Source organism: Mycolicibacterium houstonense (assembly GCF_900078665.2).
Classification (GTDB): Bacteria; Actinomycetota; Actinomycetes; order Mycobacteriales; family Mycobacteriaceae; genus Mycobacterium; species Mycobacterium houstonense.
In genome coordinates, this window is the sequence record NZ_LT546207.1 from 943,682 (window position 1) to 967,020 (window position 23,339).

23 protein-coding genes are annotated in these 23,339 nt (G+C 64.2%); 12 read left to right on the forward strand and 11 right to left on the reverse strand.

Annotated features, from left to right (window positions below):
* Positions 1-574 precede the first annotated feature (574 nt).
* Positions 575-1,876 carry a TrpB-like pyridoxal phosphate-dependent enzyme gene (locus BN4332_RS04680; protein WP_066897393.1) on the forward strand — a complete coding sequence of 434 codons (1,302 nt, stop codon included), beginning with the start codon at positions 575-577 and terminating at the stop codon, positions 1,874-1,876.
* A 13-nt stretch (positions 1,877-1,889) separates the two neighbouring features.
* Here BN4332_RS04680 and BN4332_RS04685 read toward each other — a convergent pair whose 3' ends face one another.
* The gene (locus tag BN4332_RS04685) at positions 1,890-2,771 is read right to left on the reverse strand and encodes a L,D-transpeptidase (protein WP_066897482.1); all 882 of its coding nucleotides are present in this window, start codon (positions 2,769-2,771) and stop codon (positions 1,890-1,892) included.
* 311 nt (positions 2,772-3,082) lie between these two features.
* On the opposite strand from BN4332_RS04685, the gene BN4332_RS04690 reads away from it, so the two are divergent.
* The 3 genes from BN4332_RS04690 (at position 3,083) to BN4332_RS04700 (ending at position 6,048) form a co-directional block, all read left to right on the forward strand.
* The gene (locus BN4332_RS04690; RefSeq protein WP_235654013.1) at positions 3,083-4,612 is read left to right on the forward strand and encodes a multicopper oxidase family protein; all 1,530 of its coding nucleotides are present in this window, start codon (positions 3,083-3,085) and stop codon (positions 4,610-4,612) included.
* Positions 4,613-4,723: 111 nt separating this feature from the next.
* On the forward strand, positions 4,724-5,113 hold the full coding sequence (locus BN4332_RS04695) for a BlaI/MecI/CopY family transcriptional regulator (RefSeq protein ID WP_066897395.1): 390 nt from the start codon (positions 4,724-4,726) through the stop codon (positions 5,111-5,113).
* Entirely contained in the window at positions 5,110-6,048 is a 939-nt protein-coding gene (locus BN4332_RS04700) for a M56 family metallopeptidase (RefSeq protein ID WP_066897396.1), read from the forward strand. The genes BN4332_RS04695 and BN4332_RS04700 overlap by 4 nt, the downstream gene beginning before the upstream one ends.
* A 2-nt stretch (positions 6,049-6,050) precedes the next feature.
* Here the strand turns inward: BN4332_RS04700 and BN4332_RS04705 are convergent, their stop codons facing one another.
* The 4 genes from BN4332_RS04705 to BN4332_RS04720 all read right to left on the reverse strand — a co-directional run bounded on the left by BN4332_RS04705 (position 6,051) and on the right by BN4332_RS04720 (position 9,205).
* Positions 6,051-6,488 carry a hypothetical protein gene (locus tag BN4332_RS04705; RefSeq protein ID WP_074132967.1) on the reverse strand — a complete coding sequence of 146 codons (438 nt, stop codon included), beginning with the start codon at positions 6,486-6,488 and terminating at the stop codon, positions 6,051-6,053.
* Positions 6,489-6,566: 78 nt separating this feature from the next.
* Positions 6,567-7,295, reverse strand: a complete 729-nt coding sequence (gene ripB / locus BN4332_RS04710) for an NlpC/P60 family peptidoglycan endopeptidase RipB (protein WP_066897398.1) — start codon at positions 7,293-7,295, stop codon at positions 6,567-6,569.
* A gap of 157 nt (positions 7,296-7,452) precedes the next feature.
* Positions 7,453-8,481 carry an NADP-dependent oxidoreductase gene (locus BN4332_RS04715; protein WP_200820259.1) on the reverse strand — a complete coding sequence of 343 codons (1,029 nt, stop codon included), beginning with the start codon at positions 8,479-8,481 and terminating at the stop codon, positions 7,453-7,455.
* A gap of 148 nt (positions 8,482-8,629) precedes the next feature.
* Positions 8,630-9,205 (reverse strand): TetR/AcrR family transcriptional regulator, encoded by a 576-nt coding sequence (locus tag BN4332_RS04720; protein ID WP_066897400.1) that lies wholly within the window; start codon positions 9,203-9,205, stop codon positions 8,630-8,632.
* A gap of 47 nt (positions 9,206-9,252) precedes the next feature.
* Between BN4332_RS04720 and BN4332_RS04725 the strand changes: the two genes are divergently transcribed.
* The 3 genes from BN4332_RS04725 to BN4332_RS04735 all read left to right on the forward strand — a co-directional run bounded on the left by BN4332_RS04725 (position 9,253) and on the right by BN4332_RS04735 (position 12,167).
* Positions 9,253-10,107 carry a phytanoyl-CoA dioxygenase family protein gene (locus BN4332_RS04725; protein WP_066897401.1) on the forward strand — a complete coding sequence of 285 codons (855 nt, stop codon included), beginning with the start codon at positions 9,253-9,255 and terminating at the stop codon, positions 10,105-10,107.
* A 94-nt stretch (positions 10,108-10,201) separates the two neighbouring features.
* On the forward strand, positions 10,202-10,942 hold the full coding sequence (locus tag BN4332_RS04730) for a TetR/AcrR family transcriptional regulator (RefSeq protein ID WP_074132968.1): 741 nt from the start codon (positions 10,202-10,204) through the stop codon (positions 10,940-10,942).
* A gap of 208 nt (positions 10,943-11,150) precedes the next feature.
* On the forward strand, positions 11,151-12,167 hold the full coding sequence (locus tag BN4332_RS04735; RefSeq protein WP_074132969.1) for an AurF N-oxygenase family protein: 1,017 nt from the start codon (positions 11,151-11,153) through the stop codon (positions 12,165-12,167).
* A 59-nt stretch (positions 12,168-12,226) separates the two neighbouring features.
* Here the strand turns inward: BN4332_RS04735 and BN4332_RS04740 are convergent, their stop codons facing one another.
* Complete coding sequence (locus tag BN4332_RS04740) at positions 12,227-13,432, reverse strand: DUF7373 family lipoprotein (protein WP_066897403.1); 1,206 nt, start codon at positions 13,430-13,432, stop codon at positions 12,227-12,229.
* A gap of 267 nt (positions 13,433-13,699) precedes the next feature.
* On the opposite strand from BN4332_RS04740, the gene BN4332_RS04745 reads away from it, so the two are divergent.
* Together BN4332_RS04745 and BN4332_RS04750 are read left to right on the forward strand one after the other, a co-directional pair.
* On the forward strand, positions 13,700-14,053 hold the full coding sequence (locus tag BN4332_RS04745) for a hypothetical protein (RefSeq protein WP_235654014.1): 354 nt from the start codon (positions 13,700-13,702) through the stop codon (positions 14,051-14,053).
* A gap of 159 nt (positions 14,054-14,212) precedes the next feature.
* Positions 14,213-14,920, forward strand: a complete 708-nt coding sequence (locus tag BN4332_RS04750) for a GNAT family N-acetyltransferase (RefSeq protein ID WP_160110805.1) — start codon at positions 14,213-14,215, stop codon at positions 14,918-14,920.
* 52 nt (positions 14,921-14,972) lie between these two features.
* On the opposite strand, the gene BN4332_RS04755 is transcribed toward BN4332_RS04750, so the two are convergent.
* The 3 genes from BN4332_RS04755 to BN4332_RS04765 all read right to left on the reverse strand — a co-directional run bounded on the left by BN4332_RS04755 (position 14,973) and on the right by BN4332_RS04765 (position 16,856).
* Positions 14,973-15,776, reverse strand: a complete 804-nt coding sequence (locus tag BN4332_RS04755; RefSeq protein ID WP_308208427.1) for a MerR family transcriptional regulator — start codon at positions 15,774-15,776, stop codon at positions 14,973-14,975.
* Between the two features lie 108 nt (positions 15,777-15,884).
* Entirely contained in the window at positions 15,885-16,223 is a 339-nt protein-coding gene (locus tag BN4332_RS04760; RefSeq protein WP_235654015.1) for a hypothetical protein, read from the reverse strand.
* A 129-nt stretch (positions 16,224-16,352) separates the two neighbouring features.
* On the reverse strand, positions 16,353-16,856 hold the full coding sequence (locus tag BN4332_RS04765) for an SRPBCC family protein (RefSeq protein WP_074132971.1): 504 nt from the start codon (positions 16,854-16,856) through the stop codon (positions 16,353-16,355).
* Between the two features lie 60 nt (positions 16,857-16,916).
* Here BN4332_RS04765 and BN4332_RS04770 point away from each other — a divergent pair, with 60 nt between their 5' ends.
* Positions 16,917-17,303 (forward strand): MerR family transcriptional regulator, encoded by a 387-nt coding sequence (locus BN4332_RS04770; RefSeq protein WP_235654016.1) that lies wholly within the window; start codon positions 16,917-16,919, stop codon positions 17,301-17,303.
* Positions 17,304-17,334: 31 nt separating this feature from the next.
* On the opposite strand, the gene BN4332_RS04775 is transcribed toward BN4332_RS04770, so the two are convergent.
* Entirely contained in the window at positions 17,335-18,813 is a 1,479-nt protein-coding gene (locus BN4332_RS04775; protein WP_066897406.1) for a zinc-binding metallopeptidase family protein, read from the reverse strand.
* A gap of 679 nt (positions 18,814-19,492) precedes the next feature.
* Positions 19,493-20,470 (reverse strand): universal stress protein, encoded by a 978-nt coding sequence (locus tag BN4332_RS04780; protein ID WP_084459172.1) that lies wholly within the window; start codon positions 20,468-20,470, stop codon positions 19,493-19,495.
* A 314-nt stretch (positions 20,471-20,784) separates the two neighbouring features.
* Between BN4332_RS04780 and BN4332_RS04785 the strand changes: the two genes are divergently transcribed.
* On the forward strand, positions 20,785-21,801 hold the full coding sequence (locus tag BN4332_RS04785; protein ID WP_066897408.1) for an AurF N-oxygenase family protein: 1,017 nt from the start codon (positions 20,785-20,787) through the stop codon (positions 21,799-21,801).
* A 1-nt stretch (position 21,802) separates the two neighbouring features.
* The gene (locus tag BN4332_RS04790; protein ID WP_066897409.1) at positions 21,803-23,323 is read left to right on the forward strand and encodes a flavin-containing monooxygenase; all 1,521 of its coding nucleotides are present in this window, start codon (positions 21,803-21,805) and stop codon (positions 23,321-23,323) included.
* Positions 23,324-23,339 lie beyond the last annotated feature (16 nt).

Below are 23,339 nucleotides of genomic sequence, written 5' to 3' on the forward strand. Positions count from 1 at the left end.
AGTCCCGCCCGATGGAACGCGCGATGTGAGGCCGTTCAGAGAAAGTTCCGCCACCGCAGGCGGTCACCTGCGATGACGGAGAGTGGGGTCGGTCCCGACTAGAACGTCGGCACGAACACTCCGTTCATCCAGACGCCCCAGTGGTTCCAGCCCTCATCCCAAACCTGAGGGTTGCCCGCACCCCAAGCCGGTGCCGCAGGCGCCGGCGGAGCCCATGTGGGCGGCGGGCCCGGGTTCGGACCCCCTGGAATCGTCATACCAATCATCGGCTGCGGGGGCGCGGCGCTTGCGGTGGCTGCGCTCAGTCCGACGGCCCCGGCCGCCATTGCCCCTGCAACAGCTGCGGTACCAATGATCTTGGTGATCTTCATGCCGTAGACCTCCAATCCGTATTCGGATGAATCTCACGGACCCGTTGGCTATCCGGTCCCGGCCTGTTGTAAACATCCTGAAGTCAAAGAAAATTCGTTCGAATGACGCGCCAAGGTCAGAGTGGTCAGGGGCACATGCTTTCGATCGCGGGAGCAATTGCACTGGTCGAGGGCTTGGAAGTGCGCCCGGCTACAGTGTCGGCATGACGCTGCACGCCGACGCCACCCATCCGGACCTGGTTACCGTCGAGGTGCCGACGCACTGGTACAACCTCGCCGCCGAGCTCGATCAGCCGATCCCGCCGCACCTGCATCCGGGCACCAAGGAGCCGGTCGGCCCCGACGATCTGGCGGCGCTGTTCCCGAGCGGGCTGATCGCGCAGGAGGTGTCGACCGAGGCGTACATCGCGATCCCGGACGTGGTGCGCGACATCTACTCGATGTGGCGTCCGTCGCCGTTGATCCGGGCCAGGAGGTTCGAGAAGTCGCTCAACACCGGCGCCCGTATCTACGTCAAGTACGAGGGGGTCAGCCCGGTCGGCAGCCACAAGACCAATTCCGCTGTGGCGCAGGCCTATTACAACAGCATAGACGGGGTGCGTAAGCTGACCACCGAGACCGGTGCCGGGCAGTGGGGCAGCGCATTGTCCTTCGCCGGAGCGCAGTTCGGTCTCGAGATCGAGGTGTGGCAGGTCCGTGCGTCGTACGAATCGAAGCCCTACCGCGGACATCTGATCCGGACCTACGGCGGCACCGTCCACTCGAGCCCGTCGAATCTCACCGCGGCGGGGCGCGCGATCCTGGCGAAGAACCCGGACACCAGTGGAAGCCTCGGTATGGCAGTCAGCGAGGCGGTCGAGGTGGCCGCGGGCGATCCCGATACCCGCTACGCCCTGGGCAGCGTTCTGAACCACGTCGTCCTCCACCAGAGCGTCATCGGCCTGGAGGCCGTCGCGCAGCTCGCGGCGTTCGAGTCCGGCGGTGCCGATGTGGTGTTCGGTTGCGCCGGAGGTGGTTCCAACCTCGCCGGGCTGGCCTTCCCGTTCCTGCGCGAGAAGATCCACGGTCGATCGAACCCGAGGGTGGTGGCCGCTGAGCCGGCCGCGTGCCCGTCGATCACACAGGGGGAGTACCGCTACGACCACGGCGACGTGGCCGGGCTGACGCCGCTGCTCAAAATGCACACGCTCGGTATGGATTTCGTTCCAGACCCGATCCACGCCGGGGGGCTGCGTTATCACGGCATGGCACCCGCGCTCAGCCACACCGTCGAACTCGGGTTGGTCGAGGGCCTCGCAGTCTCGCAGCATGACGCCTTCTCGGCCGGCGTCCGGTTCGCTCGTACCCAAGGCATCGTGCCGGCCCCCGAATCGACTCACGCAATCGCGGCCGCGGCGGCCCATGTGGCCGACGATCCGACCGAGCAGGTGATCGTGATCGGGCTGTCGGGCCACGGCCAGCTCGATCTGCCGGCGTACGCGGACTTCCTGGACGGCAATTTCTGAGCTGGCGCGGGTCCTAGATCTGCCAGTCGTTCGCGCCGTCCGGTTGGGTGTACACGCCGACAGAGTTCTTGACGACCACCGGGTCGCCGCTGCCGAAGTTGTCGAAGAACCACTGCGCATTCTCCGGGCTCAGGTTCGGGCAACCGTGGCTGACGTTGCGCTTGCCCTGATCGGCGACAGACCAGGGCGCACTGTGCACGAAGATCCCGCTGTTGCTGAGGCGTACCGCATTCTTGACCTTCAGGCGGTAACCTTCGCCCGAATTCACCGGCACGCCATAGGTTGACGAGTCCATCACGATGTCGGCGAACTTCTCGAGCACGTAATAGGTGCCGTTGGGGGTTTCGTAACCCGGCTTGCCGAGGGAGACCGGAAACGTCTTCTCCAGCCGTCCGTTGCGGTGAACCTGCATCTGGTGAGTTGCGTCGTCGATGGTGGCAACGACCGAGTCGCCCACGCGGAAGCTCGACTTCGTGCCGCCGGCATCGATATTGACCACCGTGCCCGCCGGCCAGAAATCAATTGGGCGCCAGCGAACTTGAGTATCGCTCATCCAGTAGAACTTTCCGGGCACCGGCGGGTTGGACGAGATGTGGATGGCGTCTTCTGCCATTTGGCGGTCGGCGATCGGCCGCTGGAAGGTGATGTAGATCGGCTTGGCCACGCCGACCATTGATCCGTTGGCGGGATTGAATGCGGGCGGGAGAAATGGGGATTGGCCGGTGAAGGGGAGCGGATTCTGGCCGGCCGGGATCCCGACGTTGGCCGCCTCGCCGATCGGTGCTCCGAACGGCAGCGGCGTCGAGCTCAGGTGTGGCGCCGGTTCGGCGGGTTGCGGGTGCCCCTCGGGTTCAGCCATTGCCGACGTGGCGGCCACCGTTGATGCACCGAGCATGACGGTCGCGACGATCGCGGTGATCCACAGGGGTCTGGCGGGGTACTGCACGAGGCCTCCATCGACGAGGTGTCATTGACGACCACGCCCGTTCGGGCGGATCCACAACCTGGTCCGACCCAGTCTACTAGGTACGTACGTGGATAGTAGATAGGTGAGCCCGATCACTACTTACGTGCGTACGTAGTTACTCCATATGTCATGAGGGCGCAGCTCCTGCGCGCTTCTTCAACGAACCTTCATACAACCCATACCGATTCCCTGTTCTCCGTCGCCAGGGTGGATGCGGGGGTGACACACCGTCGGCCCCGATGAAACCGACACCGGAGAGCCACGTCATGACCGAGATCGCCAGCCCACCGCCCATCAGTCGCCGCGGATTCCTCCTCGCCTCCGCGACACTGGGTGCGACGGCAGTCGCGGGTTGCACCCGGGACGCGGGCGCGGTGGGCACCATGACCACCCCCGATGCGATTGCCGCAGCCGAGGCCCGTCGCTCACACAGCGGCCGTACCGTGTCCACCATCCTGACCGCGCGGCGAACACAGGCGGACCTAGGCGGCACGGTCGCCGAGACGATCGCCTACAACGATGTCGTGCCCGGCCCGCTCCTGCGGGCATCGGTCGGCGATGACCTGGAGATCACCGTGCGCAATCGGCTCGGCCGTCCAACCTCGATGCACTGGCATGGCATCGCGCTCCGCAACGACATGGACGGCGCGTCCCCGGCCACCCCCGACATCCCAGACGGCCGCGATTTCACCTACCGGTTCTCGGTTCCTCATCCGGGGACGTACTGGGCTCATCCACATACCGGGCTCGACGCCGACACCGGCCTGTACTTCCCGATCATCGTCGACGACCCGAACGAGCCGGGCAGGTACGACGAGGAGTGGGTGGTAATGCTCGACGATTGGACCGACGGCGTCGGATCGAGCCCGATCCAGGTCTATGACCGGCTGCGCACGTCCACTGGAGCTGGGCACCACATGCCGGGAATGCATGAGATGCCAGGTATGAGCGGCGGCGATCGGGGTCCACTGGGCAGCGACCCCGGTGACGTGGACTATCCGATGTACCTGATCAACGGCCGGGATCCCCGGAATCCCACCAGCTTTCGGGTACGACCTGGCCAGCGGGTCCGGATCCGGTTGATCAACGCCGGTTCCGACACCGCGTTCCGGGTGGCACTGGCCGAGCACCGCATGACCGTCACCCACACCGACGGTTTTCCGGTTGTTCCCACCGAGGTGGATGCGCTACTGATCGGGATGGGTGAACGCTACGACGTCGTCGTCACCGCGGGAGCGGGCGTGTTCCCGCTGGTGGCCGCCGCCGAGGGCAAGAACGCGTCGACGCGGGCGCTGTTGGTGACCGCAAGCGGTGCGAATCCGCCACTCGATTACACACCGCGGGAGTTGCGGGGCCGACTCGGAACGGTCGGGTCATTCAGCGCACCTCCGGAAGTCTCGTTCGATTCCACCCCCGCGGATGCCGAGCTGCCGGTCGAGCTGGGCGGTTCGATGGCCGATTACCAGTGGACGATCAACGGTCGTGCGTTCGCGCATGCGCAGCCACTCACCGTGCGGGAAGGACATCGCGTCGCCATGGCCTTCCGGAATTCCACGATGATGTGGCATCCGATGCATCTGCACGGACACACGTTTCAGGTGCTCGCTAGCGATGGCCGTCCTGGCGCCCGTAAGGACACGGTGGCGGTCCTGCCGGGGCAGCGGCTGCGCTTCATTTTCGATGCCGACAACCCGGGAGTGTGGATGTTGCACTGCCACAACACTTACCACCAGGAGGCGGGAATGATGACCAGCATTGAGTACCGCTGACGATCTAGCGAAGTGCTACGTACTGACCTGACCAGTAGAACCCGTGCCGCGTCGGGACGCGGTTCACGCCTTGCCCGCGGTAGTCTCAGGTGACCGATCGGGGAGGGTGTAGTGCGGGTACGAGGATTCGGCGAACTCGAAGCCGACATCATGGATCGCATCTGGAACCGCGATCCCGCCGCAGTCACCGTGCGCGAGGTCTTCGACGAGCTCTCCCGGGAGCGTCGCATCGCGTACACCACCGTGATGTCGACGATGGACAACCTGCACACCAAAGGTTGGCTGGAGCGTGACCGCGACGGCCGGGCCTACCGCTACTGGGCGACGCTGAATCGCGAACAGCACTCGGCTCGGCTGATGCGCGAGGCGCTCGACGGCGGCGGCCGGTCGGATCTGGTGCTCAGCTACTTCATCGAGCAGATCGATCCGCAGGATTCCGATCGCTTGCGCGCCGCCCTCCGCACTTTGGCGAGACGATCGGCGAGGGCGAAGAAGCAGTGAATGTCGCCGCGGGCCTGCTGATTTACAGCGCGGCAATGGTGGTGCTGGCACCGCGGCTACTGAGCGTGCTCACCGGCAGCGGGGCGGCTCCGAGATTCGGGGTCGCGGTGTGGTTGACCGCGATCCTCAGTGTGTTGGCCACCTGGACGGCGATTCCCGTCCTGGTCCTGGTCGACGTGGTCTTCCACGATGGACAACGCAGATCGTTGCTGACGGCCTGCGTGCGGTTTCTCTGTGAGATCGCTGCCGGACGCGTGGGCATCGCGGCCCAACTGGCCGTGGTGGTGGTCGCTCTCGGCCTGCTCGCAACTGGCATCGGTGTGGCGATCAAACTGGCCCGCACCATTCGGCGGCTGAACTCCCACGCTCACGGGCACGCACAAGCAGTGCGGCTCGTCGGCCGTCCGACGGGTCAGGCGGACGTCTTCATCATCGACGCCGGGGAGCGCACGGCGTACTGCGTGGCGGGTCGGCCCCCGGCGATCGTGGTCACCAGTGGTGCGGTGGCCACGCTGGACCGGGACGGGTTGCTGGCAGTCCTGGCCCATGAGCGGGCGCATCTGGCCGGGCGGCATTCCGAGATCGTGACCGCGCTACGTGGGTTGGCGATGGTCCTCCCGCGGATGACGCTGATCACCAGGGGAGCCCGCGAGGTTTCTCGGTTGTTGGAGATGTGCGCCGACGACGCCGCGGCACGCCGCCACGGGCAACACACGCTCCTGACCGGGCTCATGGCCCTGGCGGGCGCGACGCCTGCCGAGGCCATGGGTGCGGCAGATGTGGCATTGCTGAGCCGGGCTGAGCGACTGGTGCTCCCGCCGGCGGTGTGGTCGCGCATCAGCACACGGCTGGGCCTGTGCGGTGCGATGACGGTGATTTTCATGGTCCCGCTCGCGACGTTCGTGCTGGGCACCTCAGGTCTGTTCTGTGGGTGACGTCAGTGTTCGCGGTCGAAAAGGACCAGCGTGTCGACCAAGTTGCCGTCGACGAAGTATGCGCGGCAGGTGAAGGGGTCGTGGATCGTGCTGCCGACCTCGGTTTCGGCCTCGACCGTTCCGGAGACATTCCACACCGTGATACGTGACTGATCGACATCCTTGAGCGGTTGATTGGTGGTCAGGGCGAACAAGTCACGGGTGTCGGGCTCGAGCTCAGCGACCGTCGCCCGCACGCCGGCAAGCTGTGCTGCCTCGGGTGAAGCCAGCTTGCCGCGCACATCGGTTTCGCACCGGTCCAGCACCGCGCGTTCCGCCGTGTCGGTGACGCCGAAGACGTTGGTTTTCACCGTGATCGCCGCGATGACGCCGACGATGACGGCGCAGACCAGCAGCCACATCCGGGCGCGAGGCCTGTTCGGAGATGGCTGGTTGCGCATTTCCCCACCTTTCCCGGTTCGTGGTCCTGGCAAACAATACAACTACGGCCTGCCACGCCTGTCCCGGCTGCCATCGCGTCAGTATTCGATGATGCGCGTGACGAACGGCGTCATTCCCGCGGTGCGAACCGGCGAGATCTTGACCGGGACTCCGGTCTGCTGGGCCTCGAGCATCTGACCACCGCCGAGGTAGAGCGCCTCGTGTTGTCCGCCGCCGGGGCCCCAGAACAGCAGGTCACCACGCTTGGCGTGGGACGGCGGCAGCTGGCGGCCCGCGGTGTACTGGTCGCCCGAGTAGCGGGGGAGCAGTACACCGACGCCGGCGAACGCGTAGCGAACGAGCCCGGAGCAGTCGAAGCCGACGGTGTTGGCACCGGAATCGACGCCACGGCTGGGGCCGGTCAAGCTGCCGCCGCCCCAGGAGTAGGGCACACCGAGCTGACTGCCGGCCCGCCGGATGACGTACTCCACGGCCTGCCGGCCATACACCCGGTTACCGCGAAGTGCAGGGCCCGCACCGGTGTCGGGTACAAGACCCAGGCTTCCCAGAAACTTTCGGCCCAGGTCGAACGTCGTCTGCGCGGCCTGCGCACTCGCCTGCAGCGAGGCATTGGCGATGGCGACCGGATCGCCGGGGGCACCTGCACTCAGCAGGTTGGGCAGGGTCGGGTCCCATTGTCCGGCGGCGGGCTCAGCGTGTGCGGCCGGTGCACCCAGCGCGGCCAGTGTGCCCGCCGCGAAAAGTCCGGAGCGCAACAGTGTTCGGCGATCCCAGACCGGTCGTTGTCCGTGCGGAAGCGAAGGCATCGCCGCATTCCCCTCCCACGTTGCGTAGGCGCCGGCAGTCGATATTGGAACCACCGAGCTACGTATAAACTACGTAGGTACGTACTCTATACCACAGTAGCCACAGGAGTCACAGCGTTACCGAATCACAACATTCGGCGGCGGTTTCGCCGTCCTGTCAGCCGCGGCTCGGGTCGTTGATCTTCACCAGCATCTTGCCGATGTTGGCCCCGGTGAACAGTCCGTTGAGCGCGTCGACGCTGGATTCGATTCCGTCGTAGACGGTTTCGCGGTGCACCAGGAGGCCCTGCTGTTCCCAACCGCGGAGTGCGTCGAACGCCTCGTCGAAGTGCGCCCATTCCTCGAGGGCGTTGAAGCCCTGCATCGTCGCCGTCTTGGACAGCAGGTTGACGTAGTTCGACGGCCCGGGGTGGTCGCCGGTCAGGTAGCTGGAGATGATGCCGCACATCACCACGCGCGCTTTGTGCGCAAGGTTGCCGAGCGCCGCGTTGAGGATGTCGCCGCCGACATTGTCGAAGTAGACATCGATCCCGTCGGGACACTGCTCCTTGAGGGCGGCGACGAGGTTGCCGGCCTTGTAGTCGATACAAGCGTCGAAGCCGAAATCCTCGACCACGGCCCGGCATTTGTCCGGGCCGCCGGCGATGCCGACCACCCGGGCCCCGGCGATCTTGGCGATCTGGCCGGCCACGGAACCGGTGGCGCCGGCCGCGGCCGATACGACGACGGTTTCGCCGGCCTGCGGCTTGCCGACACCCTTCATGCCGAAATAGGCCGTCGCACCGGTGGGCCCATAGATCGACATCACGGCCAGCGGATCGGTGTAGCCGACCACGGGCGTGCTGAAGAGGTCATCGCGGATGATCGCGTAGTCCTGCAGTCCGGTCAACGTGGTGACAACGTCGCCGACCTTGTAGGCATCGCAACGTGTTTCGACGACCTCGCCGATGCCGGCCACCCGCACCACATCGCCCAGCTCTAGCGCGGGAAGGTAACCCGGCTCGCCGTCCAGCCACGTGCGGGCGGCAGCGTCGATCCCGACATAGGTCGTCCGCAACAACGCTTCACCCTCGGCAGGCATCGGCGCGGGCGTGGTCACCATCTCCGTGTCGTCGTGGGAGACCAGCCCTTCGGGGCGGCGGCGCAGCAGGACCTGACGGTTCTGGCGGGTTGCGGAGTCTGTCATGGTGCTGTTCATTTCTCTGGCAGTCGAGATGGTCCTCCGAATCTTCTATTGATTCTGAGAACTTGTATCGGTTATCCGGAGTGCGCGACGAAATCGAGACGGGATGCGGCCATCTTCGCGCCATTGTCTACGCGGGCGGCCCGCCGGCCTAGGCGATGCCGAGGACGGCGGCGGTGAAGCGCCAAAGCGTCCGCGTCGCTTCGTCGGCGTTCGGCGTCGGCGTGGCCCGCAGTTGTTGTGCGATGCCATGGCGCAGACCGCCGATGACGTATGCACCGGCACTCTCGGGATCCAGATCTGCCGGCAGTTCACCCCGTTGCTGTCCGTGGCGGATGTTGGCGGCGGCGTTGTCCATCAGGTCGTGAATGTAGGCGGCTTCGAGCTCGGTCAGCTGCGGGTCGCTCGCGGTGCGGTTGAGCAGGATCGGTGCCAGCGGGTCGGCGAGGTGATAGGCGACGAAACGGTGGGTACGGTCACGCTCGCGAGTCGCCCAGTCGCCGGTGGGCAGGAGAGCATCCGCGATCGCGTGGCGCAACCCGTCGTAGAAGCCGTCGTAGATCGCCGCCAGCAGACCGCTCTTCGAACCGAAGTGGTGGTAGAGGGCGCCGGTGCTGAGTCCGGCGCGACGGGTCAGACCGCTCAGTTCGATAGCCCCGTTTCCGTGGACGAGTTCGTCACGGGCGGCGTCGAGTAACTGTTGACGTCCGATCGGGGCCCGTGCCATATTCGAACCATAACAGAAGTCAGTTATGTTTCGGGTAGGGGCAGGCCATGAGCACCGAAGTGACATCGTTGACCGAACTGGCCGGCGACCTGGCGGGTACGTACCGACGGACCCCCAGCAGCGGCCAACAGATCGACCCGGCGATCGCCGACGCCGACCTGGCCGCCGTACTGCGCGACGGGTACGTGATCCTGCCGGGCCTGCTCACCGACGCCGAACTCGACCTGATTCGGGCGGACGTCGAACCGCTGCTGGATCGGCGGGGCCGCAACGGATTCGAAGGGCACACCACCCAGCGGGTGTACAGCGTCTTGAACAAAACCCGGAGCTGTGACCGGATCGCCGACCATCCGCGCGTGCTGGCGCTGCTGGATCGGCTGTTGATGCCGAACTATCTGCTCTCGATGTTGCAAGTGATCAACATCCTGCCGGGGGAGCAGGCCCAGTTCTTGCACACCGACGACGGATTCTATCCCTTGCCGAGACCCCGAAAAGCCTTGAGTGCGGCCACAATCTGGGCCATCGACGAGTTCACCTCCGACAACGGCGCCACCGATATCGTCGCGGGCAGTCACGAGTGGGGCGACCGGTTGCCCGAAGCCGCCCAGCGCGAACCGGTGGTGATGACCGCTGGTTCCTGTGTGTTCTTTCTCGGGACGCTGTGGCATGGCGGCGGCGCCAACCGAAGCGCGAAAGCTCGCCTGGCGGTGACCGCGCAGTACTGCGAACCGTGGCTGCGCCCGCAGGAGGCCTTCACCTTGTCGATGACGCGCGACACGGTGCGGGCGGTGTCCGAGGACATTCGCCGGATGCTCGGCTACAGCATCCATCCGCCGTTCATCGGCCAGGTTGACGGCATGCACCCGAAACGACTGCTCGAACCTGGTGCGCAACCGGTTTGATGTGGTCCGCAGGCATCTCGACGCGGCCGTGAGACACTGAGCGGGCTGGCACGGCCCTCGGGGCTTCACGACGTCGGAAAGCGGGGATCGAGACGTGGGTACCGTTCCCACCTCCGCCGACGACCGTGCCGGCGATGCGGATCCGATCAACGACGCGCGTTGGTCTGAACACAATTTCGCTCGGCGCGCACGGCTTGTCGAAGCCGCCGTGGCACTGTTGGACGAGAAGCCGGTAGGCCGCGACGTGAGCGTCGAGGAGATCGCCACCCGGGCCGGCCTGGCCAGGTCGGTGTTCTACCGGCAGTTCGACAGCCGGGACGCCTTCGATTGTCGCGTTCGGACCTTCATTCTCGATCAGTGCTTCGACATGTACGCGGCAAACCTGGATTTCTCGACGGGATCGATCGACGAGATCGTCTTCAGGACCGCCGGCTCCCTGCTGACGTGGCGGATCGACCACCCTGCCTGGTACGCGTTTCTCGCCACCGGCCCGGCCGATTCCGACAGTCCGGAGCTGGACGCGGTGCAGAGCCTCAGCCGCCGCTTCGAGACGCTCATCGATGCACGGCTGTCCGAAATCGCGCAGTTGGTCGGCGTCGACTACGAACCGTTGCGCACACTGCCGTTTGCCGTGGTGACGATGGTCGACGGCACGTTCACGCGATGGCTGTCCGACCCGTCTCCGGTGCGGAGCAGGGCCCAGGTTGTCCGCGACGTTGCCGACTATGCCTGGTACATGCTCGACGGCGCGGCTCGGCGCCGGGGTTTGTCTGTTGACCGCGACCAGACGGTTGCAGAAGTGATCGACGGCGTGTCCGGCTCCGCTCCGCAATAGTCCGTCGACGTGCGGACGCTTGGACGTCCGCTTTCCCATGTCGCGTCCGCCTTCATCGAGACACGATGCGGGCAGCGGATTCGCGGCCGATCGTCGGGAACCGTCCTTGACAGGTGTATGGGACAGGGTGTCTCATACCCTTAACCAATGGGACTCGTTGTCCCGATAAATGGGCCGGGGTGCTCAACTGCCGAGGAGTAGCGACGTCATGGCATTAACGAAGGCGGTCCGTCGGTGGCGGGATGGGATGCAGGTCAGCCACGACGCGGATTACTGCACGAGGTTGGAGACCCTCTCGGCGGGCTCGGTGCGCCGCAACTTCAATCCCTATCTCGACATTCCGTGGGACTCGCCGGAGTTCACGGTGACCGAGAACGACCCGCGCTGGGTACTGGCGGCGGACAGTGATCCCATCGGGATGAGCCCGTGGTACCAGGCGCAGCCGCTGGAGAAGCAGATCGCGATCGGGATGTGGCGTCAGGCCAATGTCGCCAAGGCCGGGCTGCAGTTCGAGAACATGCTGATCCGGGGAATCCTGAACTACACGTTCTGGGTGCCCAACGGCAGCCCCGAATACCGGTATTGCCTGCACGAGGCGGTGGAGGAGTGCAACCACACCCTGATGTTCCAGGAGATGGTGAATCACGCGGGCGTGGACGTTCCTGGCCTGGTGCGATGGCTCCGATGGATGCACTGGTTGCCGCCGTTGTTCGCGAGCCCGATGCCGGTGTTCTTCTTCATGATGGTGCTGTGCGGCGAGGAGCCGATTGACCACATGCAGAAATCCATTCTGCGCGAGGGCAAGCCGATACACCCCGTCATGGAACGCGTGATGGCGATCCATGTGGCCGAGGAAGCCCGGCACATCTCGTTCGCCCACGAATTCCTGCGTCGCCGGATCCCGGAGATGCGGCGGCTCAACCGATTCGGGCTGTCGATCATCTATCCGCTCAGCTTCCGTCTGGCGGCCTCCCTCATCGCCAAGCCGCCGCGTTCCTTCTGGCGCGAGTTCGACATCCCCCGATCGGTGAAGAAGGAGATCTACTGGCGGGCCCCCGAGTCGAGGGCGATGCTCAGTGAGATCTACGGCGACGTGCGCATGCTGGCCGCCGACACCGGACTGATGAACCCGATCGCCAAGATCCTGTGGCGGATGCTGCGAATTGACGGTCGGGCATCGCGCTACCGGAGTGAACCGGCACGCCAAGCGGTCGCCTTGGCTTGAGTTGCTCGACCCAAAACCGTTCGGGCGCACGCTGAATCTCAGGAGAAGCGGCCGGCGGCTCAGCGCCGCGAGTCGAGCATCAGATACTGTGCCGCGGTGCGGTGGGCGACGTCGAGCTTCTGGCGGGAGAACACGCGGAAGGCATAACGGCCGGCGCCGGCGACGCATTGGAATATCTTGTTCTCAGGCTCGCCACGACCGGTTGTTCCGTCATAGCAATGAGATTGGGGCAGCCCGGGCACCGGCGGTATCGGTGTGAATTCCGGATCCTCGTCGGCGGCTTTGACCAGGGCTTCGGTGAACCGGCGCGCGGACGCGATGTCCTTGGTCTGGTAGACGACGGTTGTTCCTCGCACGACGGCATCGACGCCGGTGTCGGTGTAAAGCGCGTCCATGAACGCGGTGGTGCCTTCATAGGCCAGTCCACCCCGCGGGCCGTAGACACCGTGAGTGAAGTCTTTCGCGTCGCTGTCCTGCCTCAGCGTTGCGGCGTAGATGCCCGTGGGGTCGAGTGGAAGCTCACTGAGTTTCGCCGGATCCGTCGGCGTGAACTCATCGATCCTCGGCAGCTGTAGATCCAGCGTGGCGGCCACCAGGTCAGTGGCGGCGGCCACAGATTCCTGGGAGTTGACGAACTGGTACAGGACGTAGGGGCCGTGCGGCATGTAGCTCTCGGCGTAATGGGCGCCGTCTCCCGCGTCGAATGTGGTGCCCGCCGCCTCGGGGTGGCGGGGGATGGGGACACGGATGCGTGAACCGTGTGGGGCCGGCACCGCGGCCATCTGACGGGCCGCGTCGGCGGCGGCCGAGGCATCCGGGAAACGGGCGACCATCACCGTCATCGCCTTCGTCGGACCGAATCGCTGCGCGGCGAATCCAGCGACATAGTCGTGCGATTCAAGGATCCGTTGGGTATTGCTGGTGACGAATCCGTCGACGAGCGCCGCGGTGGGTAGCGGTATGGCGGTACCGAGACCGTTGAGGTTGCCCTGGGCTGTGATCGTCTTGTCGACGTCGCCGGGCAGAACGAGATACTCCGCCATCCGCTGCGACTCCACGACGTGGCCACGACCGCCCGCGGTTCCCAGCGGAGGGACGGGCTTGGTGGGGTAATTGCCGGCATCGAGAAGTGCGACGACGGCCCCGTCACCGTTCGCGGTCAGAGCCGGATCACGCACGGCGTGCCCATCCTGCACGGACGTACAGCCGGCGACCACGATCATCGATGTCGCCAAGACCAGTCCGATGCCATCGGTTCTCCGCACGGCCGACCTCCCCCCGGCTTCCCAACGGTCGCCAGTATCGCAGAGGTATGACCAGTGCCGACGCACCAATGTGTCGCGGCATTCGCTTCACCTGGGCGCCGATCCCTGGTCGTCATGTCACCGCGCGCCGCCGCCGAATGTTGGTCGTATGTGAAATTTGTTTGAACCGGCTAGGCGTTTCGTGTGGCAGTAGATATGCGTCAGGTATGAATTGCTGGCCACATTTTCAAACGTCGCTAAACTCGATTAAAAGCCGTGCCCCAAAAAATGGATGCACCGGAAAATATCGGAAAGGAAATCAAATTGTCGAGCGGCAGGATGGTGGGGAGCGTCGGCGCTGCCTCAGTTGCGGCCGTGCTGGGATTGTGCTCCGCTGCACCGGCGTCGGCAGCTCCGACCGGACAGATGTCGGCGCAATCAACAATCGATCAACTTGAGGCCCAGGGATTCCGGGTGATCCTGAACAAGGTCGGTAACGCACCTATGGATCAATGCACGGTGACCGCCGTGCGGCAAGGCACTGACGTCAAGCATTCGTGGGTGCAGCGAGGTCCGACCGGCCGAGTGAACAATCTGGTGCGATATACAACCGCATACGTCGATCTGATGTGCAAACGCTGAATATCAGGCCCACGAATTGGCATACCAATAGCTGCGTCGAGCTAATGTCTTTTGGTTTTCGAGCGGGGTGGAAGTTTTCTCCTAACGGTTCAGGTGGCGGATTCGAGCGCCGACGTTATTCACTGGACCGTCCGCGAGATCGCGGGATACGTTGCAGCGGTGTCCACGGAGATCGCCGCGCTTGAGTCACTCGCCGCCGAGATCGAGGTGGTCTGGGGAGCCAACAGCGTTGGCGCCGAACCGATGCCGCCCGTGGTGGTTGCGCGCGCCGACAACGAGTGGTGCGTTCACGTCGCACCGAACCTTCCGGGGAACGTTGGGCGCGAGGTGCGGGCGGTGGCTGCAAGCCTGTCCGGCGAATTCGCAGAATCCCTGTTGGACAGCTTCTCCCCGGTGCTGGCACCGGTGGCGGGACCGCTACGCCGCCAAGCCACCGTCAGCTTTGACTGTTCCCTGCCGGCGACGGTCAGTCCACCAGTTGGGGTTCGTGTGATCACCGACGTCGATGCCGACACGTACCGGTTGCAGATTGCGTCCGACTGGGGCACCCAATCCGACTGGGAACGGATGCTGGCCAACACCTTCCCTTGGGCGGCGGCAACCGACGGCGACCAAGTGTTGGCGATCTGCGAAACCGCGCGATGGTCGCCCCACGGCGCCGAGGCAGGTGTATGGACGTTGCCCGACGCCCGTGGCCGGGGCCTGGCGGCCGCAGTGGTCGGTGCCTGGGCAGACCACTGCGCCGAACGGGTTCCACGCCTGTACTACAGCACCGCCGTCGACAATGTGTCCTCACAACGCGTGGCGCAGCGTTTGGGGTTACCGCCCATCGGAGAACTGTGGTTTCTGACTCCCGACTGCGATTGATCTCAGCGCCCACGCCCCGCCCGCCCGTATGGGCGCGGGTGGCGTCCGGTGATCATCGCATCCTTTGCTCGGCGTAGGCGAGCATCGCTTCGCGCAGGTACTCGGCCAGCCGGGGATCCTGGGCGTCATAGTGGGAGCGCAGTTCTGAAGGCTGCCGCAGCGCCTCGGCCAAGGCGATGTAGCTGGCCTTGTCGGGGCTCCACAGCTTGCGCTGCACGGCCAGATCGTCATCGAGAACTGCGAATGTCTCCGCATCATCGGCGGCTACACCATCGCGCAACAGCGTCAGCATGCGCCGCGTCAGATCGGCACCCTCGGCGTTGAAATCCTCGAAGTCCGCTTCGGACCATCCGGCGATGTTTCCCCGGATCTCCGAAATCTCGGGTTGCACTGTGCTGCCGGTGCTTTCGACGCGGCGAGCTTCCAGTTCGTCAAGGTACTCGCGACTCATTTCGAATCCCTCGAAGATGTGCTCTGCGGGCATGTCGGTTCCCTCCTCCAGGTGCTTGATGGTGGCGGCCACCGTGGCCACCAGGCGGTCCAACCGGCCTCGTTCGTCGAGAAGCCTGAGGTGATGCCGGCGCAAGGCTTCGAGCGGATCGTGTTGTGCATCGACCACTTTTCCGATCGTGGTCAGATCCAGCCCGAGCTCGCGCAGCAACAGAATCTGCTGCAGCCGCAACAACTGCTCCCGGTCGTAATAGCGGTACCCGTTGGAACCGACCCGAGCCGGCCGCAAGAGCCCGATTTCGTCGTAGTAGCGCAGCGTCCGAGACGTCACGCCGGACATTCGAGCTGTCTCCTGGATCGACCAACTCACCGACCTGCAACCTTCCTCTCGACCACCACCATCCACGGTAGAAGTTGCCGCAACGAGAAGGTCAACACCGCGGGACTACACGAGTGAAGTGACGTCTCGCCGGGAGACATGCCGTCACAGCGACGAGATTGGTTGGTCGACGGCTCACGGGAAGGGGATAGGCGGAATTGCGGAAGGCAATGGGATCTGTGGAATCGCGGCGGGCAACTCGACGTGCGGTACCTCTGCCGGCAGGGGCGCCCGCGGGATCTCATTGGGCAGTTCTACGTTCGGGATTGCGCTCGGCAACGGGACCGGCGGAATGTCACTCGGCAACGGAGCGGGCGGAATGTCGGACGGCACCGGCAGGAGCGTCACGGCATCATCGGAGGCCATCGGCCGTGTGGCATCGACGGCGCAGCCGACCGCGACCACCGATATCGCGGCCGCCAGGGCGAAAGGCAGCACCTCTCGCCGCCACATCCGTTCCGCTCGACGGTGCATCTCTCGACCCCTTGCGATCTCATCGACGACGCTATCACCGCTACGCCATGCGGACCCGGTGTCGGCCGCCGAGCCCGGCCCGGATCATCGCCGCGGTTGAGTGGGCCGGGCTAGTGCAGGTCAGCTCCGTCAGCGGGATCGTCGTTCTGGCGCAACCCGTTGTCCTCCAGCGATATCACTGTGTTCAGTCTCCAGGTGCAATTTGAGATTGCGGAGCCCGGCCTTGGCTCGTCGACGCATCACCCTTGCAGCAACAGGCAACACGGTAAGGGCTGCGAGACGGTTCTCATTGCGGCTCATCATGCGCCATTGCACTTCGCAGGTATCGGGTCCGGTGTGAACAAAATCCATCTCCATACGTGGCAGGAGCGGGCGCAGGTCGCCGTGGGTAGCGATGCGCCGGGGCGCCACGGCATCTGTCACCCGAATGGTGACCGACCGGGTTCCGCGTAGTGGCATCGATACCGTCTCCGTGTATCTCTTTCCGATCGTCTCGAAGGGCAATTCGTCACTCGCGGCGATGGTCACGACCCCGGGGAACCATTCGGCGAAGTTCTCCAGGTTGGCCGCGAAATGAAAGGCTCTCACCTGTGAACACGCAACGGTGATAACCACATCGGCAAGCAGATACATGATTCCTCCTCATCGACCAGATGGCAGAAGGCTAAGCTGTAGACCCCGCTCTACAGTCAAGTGAAATCCACCATGAAAATCAGTGAACTGGAAGCGCATACCGGCGTCGGTCGCCACGCTCTGCGTTACTACGAACGTCAGGGCCTACTGGGAGAAGTGCGGCGCACCGCGGGTAATTACCGGGACTATCCGGAATCTCTGGTCAAAGAGATCAGATTACTCAGGAGCATGCAAACGCTTGGTTTCTCGTTGACCGAGATTCGGCAGGTGCTCGACGGACTCCGCTCCAGCGATATCGACTGCCTCGACGGAGCCCGTCTGCTGGCTGAAAAACGTCAGCGCATCGAGGAGAACATCCGCGATCTTCGGGATATCAGCAGGACGTTGCATCGTGAGCAGAAGCGGCTGGAACGCAGGGCGCAGCGGCATGGCATCCGCCTGAACTGATTGGCTCGGAAGTTCGCCTGCACCCTCTAAGTCACCGGCGTAGCAGACCTGACAACTTGGTTGCGGCCACTGTTGTCAACAGTGAGGCGACGCCCCGTAGTCGTGCGAGGCCGGTCGGGTTGTTCACCTGCCCGAAGTCGGTAATGCGCTCGGAACTGATCTGTCGATAGATCCGTTCGAAATTGTCGATCTGGCGGTGCAGTGCCGTGTTGTCGACCAGATTCGTCTCGTCGTCGGCTTTCTCGGCGAGCAGGTACTGCGGTGCAGTGACCAGTGAGATCGCCGGTATGCCGGCGTGCAGCAGCGGTTCTCCCTCGCCGAAGTGGATGAGCGGGCCGGGCTTGGAGATCCGTGGTACAGCACCGTCGTCGCTGCGCCACTCCTGCCGCGCGAGGTGTGCGAGTTCTGGGGTGGTTGCATACAGCAGTTCGGGCTCGATCCGCCCGGTCGCTCGAAGCTCGTTGGCGTCTGGATCGTCGACGAACTCTCGTGCTCCGAGGTGCTCGACCGCAAGGCCTGCGACGGCTCGCCGCTGACCAACGCCACCGGCCCATACCTCGGGATGGTCGCTCAGGAAGCGTGTGGTGGCTTGTCCCTTTGACGTCACGGCCGGGATTCGCAGGTGTCCGGAGGTGAAGACGAAGACGGTGGTGCGCTCGGGCGGATCAACCGCCGCGGCGCGGGCCATGGCCACGGCGGCGATATGCCCGTTCTCCTCGACCGCGTTGACACCGTCGGTGTGGGTGACGATCAAGATTGTCTCATCGGGCCGGGAACTGCCCTCAACGATCGTCCAAATGGTGCGCGTCGTGGCTTCGGGAATGAGTCGGTAGTCGAGGACCACACACGCCTGTTTGCCGGCTCGCGCGCCGGCGAGCACCGCCTCGCCCGCCTCGCCGCTGACAAAGACAGCCGGGATGCCCTGATAATCGAAAGTGAACGGAACGTACTGGCCACGCGCGTTGTCGTCACTTATGTTGCGCCACACGAAGATTACCGCCTTGACGCCTGCTTTGCGGGCACGCGCCAGGCCCTGGCCGGCAAGTGTCGACGCGATCAGGGGGTTACGCATCACCGGCCACGACGCATCATTGCCCCAGGTATCGACGATCGCCGAAAAGGGGAGCCCGAAGTTCCGAATCTCGACCACGGCGATCTTTCCCTGTGCCCTCTTCCACGCCGGGACCGGTCCACCCAGCGACACCAGCACTCCGGTCGTTCCGTCTGGTCCGGCGATCCCGGAGTAGGGAAACACTGATGCGATGGGTATCTGCGTGCCGGCCACCTGCAGCCCAGAACTGTTAGTGCTCACCGGCGCCCACCGCGTGAACGACAGCGTGTCGCTGTGCACGTCGAGGCCGGCAACAATGAGCTGTTGCTCGATGTGCGCGATGAGCCGCTCGTGCTCGGCGGTGCCCGTGACGCGACTCTTCAGGCGGCCCAACAGCGCAAGCTCTTGCTGGATCTGATCGGCCGTGATGATGGACGCGGGTTGCGCACAGTCAGACATGTCGGATCCTTCCTGCTGTCTGGCCTCCTGGTCGGTAAGCAATATGCGGTGGCGCAGTGAAGAGGAGGACATTCACCCGGGTACGAGGAACCCACCTTTGCCTCGTCCGGACAGGGGACGCCCCGCTGCGGAAGTTCAGCGGGGCGGCTGCGGCAGCGCGACCGACTGCTAGGGAGGCCGAGGCTATCTGAACCTCGGCCCAGTCGCGCCCCCCGTTGACCCATTCGAACCGCAGCACCACCAAACCTAGGTTACCGGTGGGCTACTTGCGTAGGGACTTTCGACCCTAAGCGGAGCGCTCAACGATCCTACGTTGCTGCGTATTTGGGCAATGGTGCAGAAATGGCCTTCCTGCATGCACAGACCGAGTTGAGGGAAGCTAGGGCCTTGTGACCCTTTCAAGGTAAGCCTGCGCTGATCCAAACTGGGGTCTCCCCAGAGCGAGAGGCGTACCTGATTGCTCAATATCGCGCACCGAAGTGGGTGTGGTTGCTGCTGGTTGTCGCGCTGCTCCTCATCTTCGGGCGGTGCAGCGATGCTGATGACAAAACAAGCGCCGCGCGCTCGGCAATTGGCGATCAGTCGATTCGGTGCATCGCGTCGGGCGTCCTGTCGACCAGCGTCGGGTATCCGGCGACACCGCCGTCCTCGGCGCGCCGCACGTAGTGTCCTGGGACCCTTACGGCTGACCGCTGCGGTTAGAGGAGGCGCTCGACGGCACAATCATCACCGGGCACGGTGCGTGATGAATGAGCGCGTGGCTGGTCGAGCCCAAAACTGCACCCACAAATTCGCTGCGGCCCCGACTACCAACCACGATCAGTTGCGCTTCATGTGCCCAGCGCATCAAGGCCCACGCCGTCCGGCCGGTGGTCACTGCGCAATGGGCGAGAACCTCGGGATGGTGTTCGCTCCATCGCGCGATGCGCTCGGCCAGCGATTGCCGCTGCTGCGCTTGGTATTCCAGCCACCATTGTGGTTCGGATACCTGGTCGGTGAGGCTGGCGGGCAGCTCACCGCAACTGAAGACGGCGGTGAGCTCGGCGCCGCGCAGTGCCGCCTCCGCGAATGCCCACTCTGTCGCGTTGTCGGCGGCCTCAGAGCTATCGACGCCTACTACGACTGTGCGCCGCTGTTGTTCTTGAAACTCGATTCGTGACCCCCGCACAACGACGACTGGGCCGTAGCCGTGCGCGCTCACGGATACCGCCACCGATCCGGCATGGACGGCTCCGCGCGTTTCGGCGCGACCCGAACCCACCACCGTCAGCAATGCCTCTCGTGACAGGGCAATCAGCATCGGCAGGGGTCGGCCCGAAATCCACGATGTCTCAACAGCTACTTCCGGGCTCACCGCCGCTATCTCCTGGCGGGCCTCAGACAACATGTCGACGGCCCTGGACTCCAGGCAGTTGAGTATTCGGCGCCGTGACCAGGGGCCCAACTCGGTCTCTGCCTCACGCGGATCAACGATGTGGACCAGCCGCACCGAGATGTTCCGCCGTTTCGCCTCATATGCCGCCCATACGGCTGCGTCGAGGGCTGACGGCGATCCGTCTATCCCGGCGAGTATGTTTGCGGAACTGCCGGTCGATGTTGCCGTCCCAGGCAATAGAACTCCGATCTCTTCTCGGCACCGACGTCGCGATGAAACCAACCCCGTTCAGTGCTCTTGACATTCGGATCAATCCGACTGCTCGGCGCTTCGTCTGGCGGCGTCATTCCGGGCCGGATCCCGTGCCCTTTCAGCCAGCGCGTCCCACCCAGACTGGCGCACCCAGGTAAACCGAATGAAGGGTCTTTGGTCCTCAACATCGCCGACCTGCGGTGGCCGAGATGGGCATAGCACCTGACCGGGGTGGCTGCCAATAGGGTCTTTCGGCCCTATCCGCGGAATGGGATACCGCCGGTACCGTTTGTGTACACGGAGCGGGTAGATGTAAACCGCTGACAGTAGGGAGGTTGGAATAAATGGCCCGGACCAGAACGATCAGTCGCTGGCGCAAGAACATGGAGGTCGGCGATGACATCGAGTATGCCGATCTGCTGACGACGCTGTCCGAAGGATCGGTGCGGCGCAACTTCAACCCCTACAAGGACATCGAGTGGGAGACACCGGCGTTCGCCGTCAAAGCGGAAGACCCGCGGTGGATCTTGCCGGTGTCTGATCCGATCGGAGCTCATCACTGGTATCAGGCTCAGCCGGTCGAGCGGCAGATCGAGATCGGCATGTGGCGTCAGGCCAACGTCGCCAAGGTCGGTGAGCAGTTCGAGAACATCCTGATCCGCGGGCTGATGGAGTACTCGTTCTGGGTGCCCAACGGCTCGCCGGAATACCGGTACTGCCTGCACGAATCGATCGAGGAGTGCAACCACAATCTGATGTTCCAGGAGATGGTGAACCGCATCGGCAAGGACGTGCCCGGCATGCCGCGCTTGCTCAAGTGGCTGCAGCCGCTGATCCCGTTGACCGCAGGGCCGCTGCCGATCCCGTTCTTCTTCGGCATTCTCGCCGGCGAGGAGCCCATCGACCACACGCAGAAGAACGTGCTGCGCGAGGGCAAGGCCCTGCATCCGATCATGGAACGGGTGATGGCGATTCACGTCGCCGAGGAGGCCCGGCACATGTCCTTCGCGCACCAGTACCTGCACAAGCGGGTACCCAACCTGCGCTGGCACCAGCGGTTGCTGCTGTCACTCTACGTACCGCTGGTCATGCGCATCCTGTGCTCGGCGATCATCGTGCCGCCGCGCGCGTTCTGGAAGGAATTCGACATTCCGCGCTCGGTGCGCAAGGAGCTGTTCTTCGGTTCGCCCGAATCCCGCAAGATACTGCGCGACATGTTCGGCGACGTCCGGATGCTCTGCCACGACACCGGCCTGATGAACCCGATCGCCAAGCTGATGTGGCGCATCTGCAAGATCGACGGGCCGCCGAGCCGCTACCGTAGCGAACCGCAGCGCGAGCACCTGATCCCGGTAGCCTGACATGACCGTTACTGGGCATGTCGATGTGTTGATTGTCGGCGCTGGGATCTCGGGCATCGGCGCTGCCTATTATCTGCAGCGCGAACATCCGGCCCGCAGTTATGCAATCGTGGAGGCGCGCGGGGCCACGGGCGGAACGTGGGATTTGTTCCGGTATCCGGGGATTCGATCGGATTCGGATTTGCATACCTTTGGTTATCAGTTCAAGCCGTGGCGTGACGAGTATGCGATCGCCACCGCCGACAAGATCCTGGACTATCTCCGGGAGACGGTAGCCGAGAACGGCATCGACCACCACATTCGGTTTCACCACAAGGTGCTTGGCGCAGCGTGGGATTCGGCCGCGGCGGGCTGGACGGTGGACATCGAGCGGACCGGTGCCGAGGGTTCGGACCCAGAGTTGATCCAGATATCGGCGAGCTGGTTGTTCTGCGGGGGTGGCTATTACCGTTACGACCAGGGTTACACGCCTCATTTCGAGGGCGCTGAGCGTTTCACCGGGCAGATCGTGCATCCGCAGAACTGGCCCGAGGGTATGGACTACTCGGGTAAGAAGGTGGTGGTGATCGGTAGTGGTGCCACCGCGGTGACACTGGTGCCGGCGTTGGCAGGCACGGCGGGCCATGTCACCATGCTGCAGCGTTCGCCGACATATGTGATGCCCGTGCCCGCCAAGGACGCGTTTGCCAACGCCGCCAAGCGATTATTGGGAGAAGAGCGGGGTTATGCGCTGACCCGACGCAAGAACATTCTCAAGCAGCGCGGCGTTTATACGTTCTGTCAGAAGTACCCCCGGGCGGCCCGGGCGGTGATCCGGTGGTTCAACGCCAGGAAGCTGCCCACCGGGTATCCGGTCGATGAGCATTTCAATCCGCGCTATGACCCGTGGGATCAGCGGTTGTGCGCCGTGCCGGACGGTGATCTGTTCACGGTGCTCGCCGACGGCAGCGCGTCTGTGGTCACCGACCGCATCTCGACGTTCACCGAGACTGGCATCCTGCTGGAATCCGGCCGCGAGCTGGAAGCCGACATCATCGTCACCGCAACCGGTTTGAACATCCAGTTGTTTGGCGGGATGACGCTCACCGTGGACGGACAGCCGGTGGATGTGCCACAGACCGTCGCATATAAGGGAATGATGTTGTCGGGGGTGCCGAACTTCGTCTTCGCTTTCGGTTACACGAATTCGTCGTGGACTCTGAAGATCGATCTGCTGTGCGAACACTTCTGCCGCATCCTTCGCTACATGGACGCCTACGGCTACGACATGGTGTACCCCGTCGCCGATCCTGAGGTGGAAACCCTTCCCTTGCTGGACTTCGGGGCCGGATATGTTCAGCGGGCTCTGGCCGACATGCCCCGCCGTGGTGTTCGCGGACCGTGGGTGATGTCGATGAACTACAACCACGACGTCGACATGCTACGCAACGGTCCCGTGATCGATCGGAACCTCGAGTTCGAGAAGGTTGCGACCAAATCCGGCTCCCAGACAGCGGGTTCCCTGCCGCCTTCGGCAGGCTGAACGATCACGCCCGGCG

What these genes read in the sequence shown, in the direction of transcription:
- ripB (WP_066897398.1), bottom strand. Translation starts at nt 7,295, where the DNA reads ATGCCTTCGCTTCCGCACGGACAACGACCGGTCTGGGATCGCCGAACA.
- BN4332_RS04680 (WP_066897393.1), top strand. Translation starts at nt 575, where the DNA reads ATGACGCTGCACGCCGACGCCACCCATCCGGACCTGGTTACCGTCGAG.
- BN4332_RS04775 (WP_066897406.1), bottom strand. Translation starts at nt 18,813, where the DNA reads ATGTCTGACTGTGCGCAACCCGCGTCCATCATCACGGCCGATCAGATC.
- BN4332_RS04790 (WP_066897409.1), top strand. Translation starts at nt 21,803, where the DNA reads ATGACCGTTACTGGGCATGTCGATGTGTTGATTGTCGGCGCTGGGATC.
- BN4332_RS04735 (WP_074132969.1), top strand. Translation starts at nt 11,151, where the DNA reads ATGGCATTAACGAAGGCGGTCCGTCGGTGGCGGGATGGGATGCAGGTC.
- BN4332_RS04705 (WP_074132967.1), bottom strand. Translation starts at nt 6,488, where the DNA reads ATGCGCAACCAGCCATCTCCGAACAGGCCTCGCGCCCGGATGTGGCTG.
- BN4332_RS04690 (WP_235654013.1), top strand. Translation starts at nt 3,083, where the DNA reads ATGAAACCGACACCGGAGAGCCACGTCATGACCGAGATCGCCAGCCCA.
- BN4332_RS04720 (WP_066897400.1), bottom strand. Translation starts at nt 9,205, where the DNA reads ATGGCACGGGCCCCGATCGGACGTCAACAGTTACTCGACGCCGCCCGT.
- BN4332_RS04725 (WP_066897401.1), top strand. Translation starts at nt 9,253, where the DNA reads ATGAGCACCGAAGTGACATCGTTGACCGAACTGGCCGGCGACCTGGCG.
- BN4332_RS04785 (WP_066897408.1), top strand. Translation starts at nt 20,785, where the DNA reads ATGGCCCGGACCAGAACGATCAGTCGCTGGCGCAAGAACATGGAGGTC.
- BN4332_RS04765 (WP_074132971.1), bottom strand. Translation starts at nt 16,856, where the DNA reads ATGTATCTGCTTGCCGATGTGGTTATCACCGTTGCGTGTTCACAGGTG.
- BN4332_RS04760 (WP_235654015.1), bottom strand. Translation starts at nt 16,223, where the DNA reads ATGCACCGTCGAGCGGAACGGATGTGGCGGCGAGAGGTGCTGCCTTTC.
- BN4332_RS04745 (WP_235654014.1), top strand. Translation starts at nt 13,700, where the DNA reads ATGGATGCACCGGAAAATATCGGAAAGGAAATCAAATTGTCGAGCGGC.
- BN4332_RS04715 (WP_200820259.1), bottom strand. Translation starts at nt 8,481, where the DNA reads ATGACAGACTCCGCAACCCGCCAGAACCGTCAGGTCCTGCTGCGCCGC.
- BN4332_RS04685 (WP_066897482.1), bottom strand. Translation starts at nt 2,771, where the DNA reads ATGCTCGGTGCATCAACGGTGGCCGCCACGTCGGCAATGGCTGAACCC.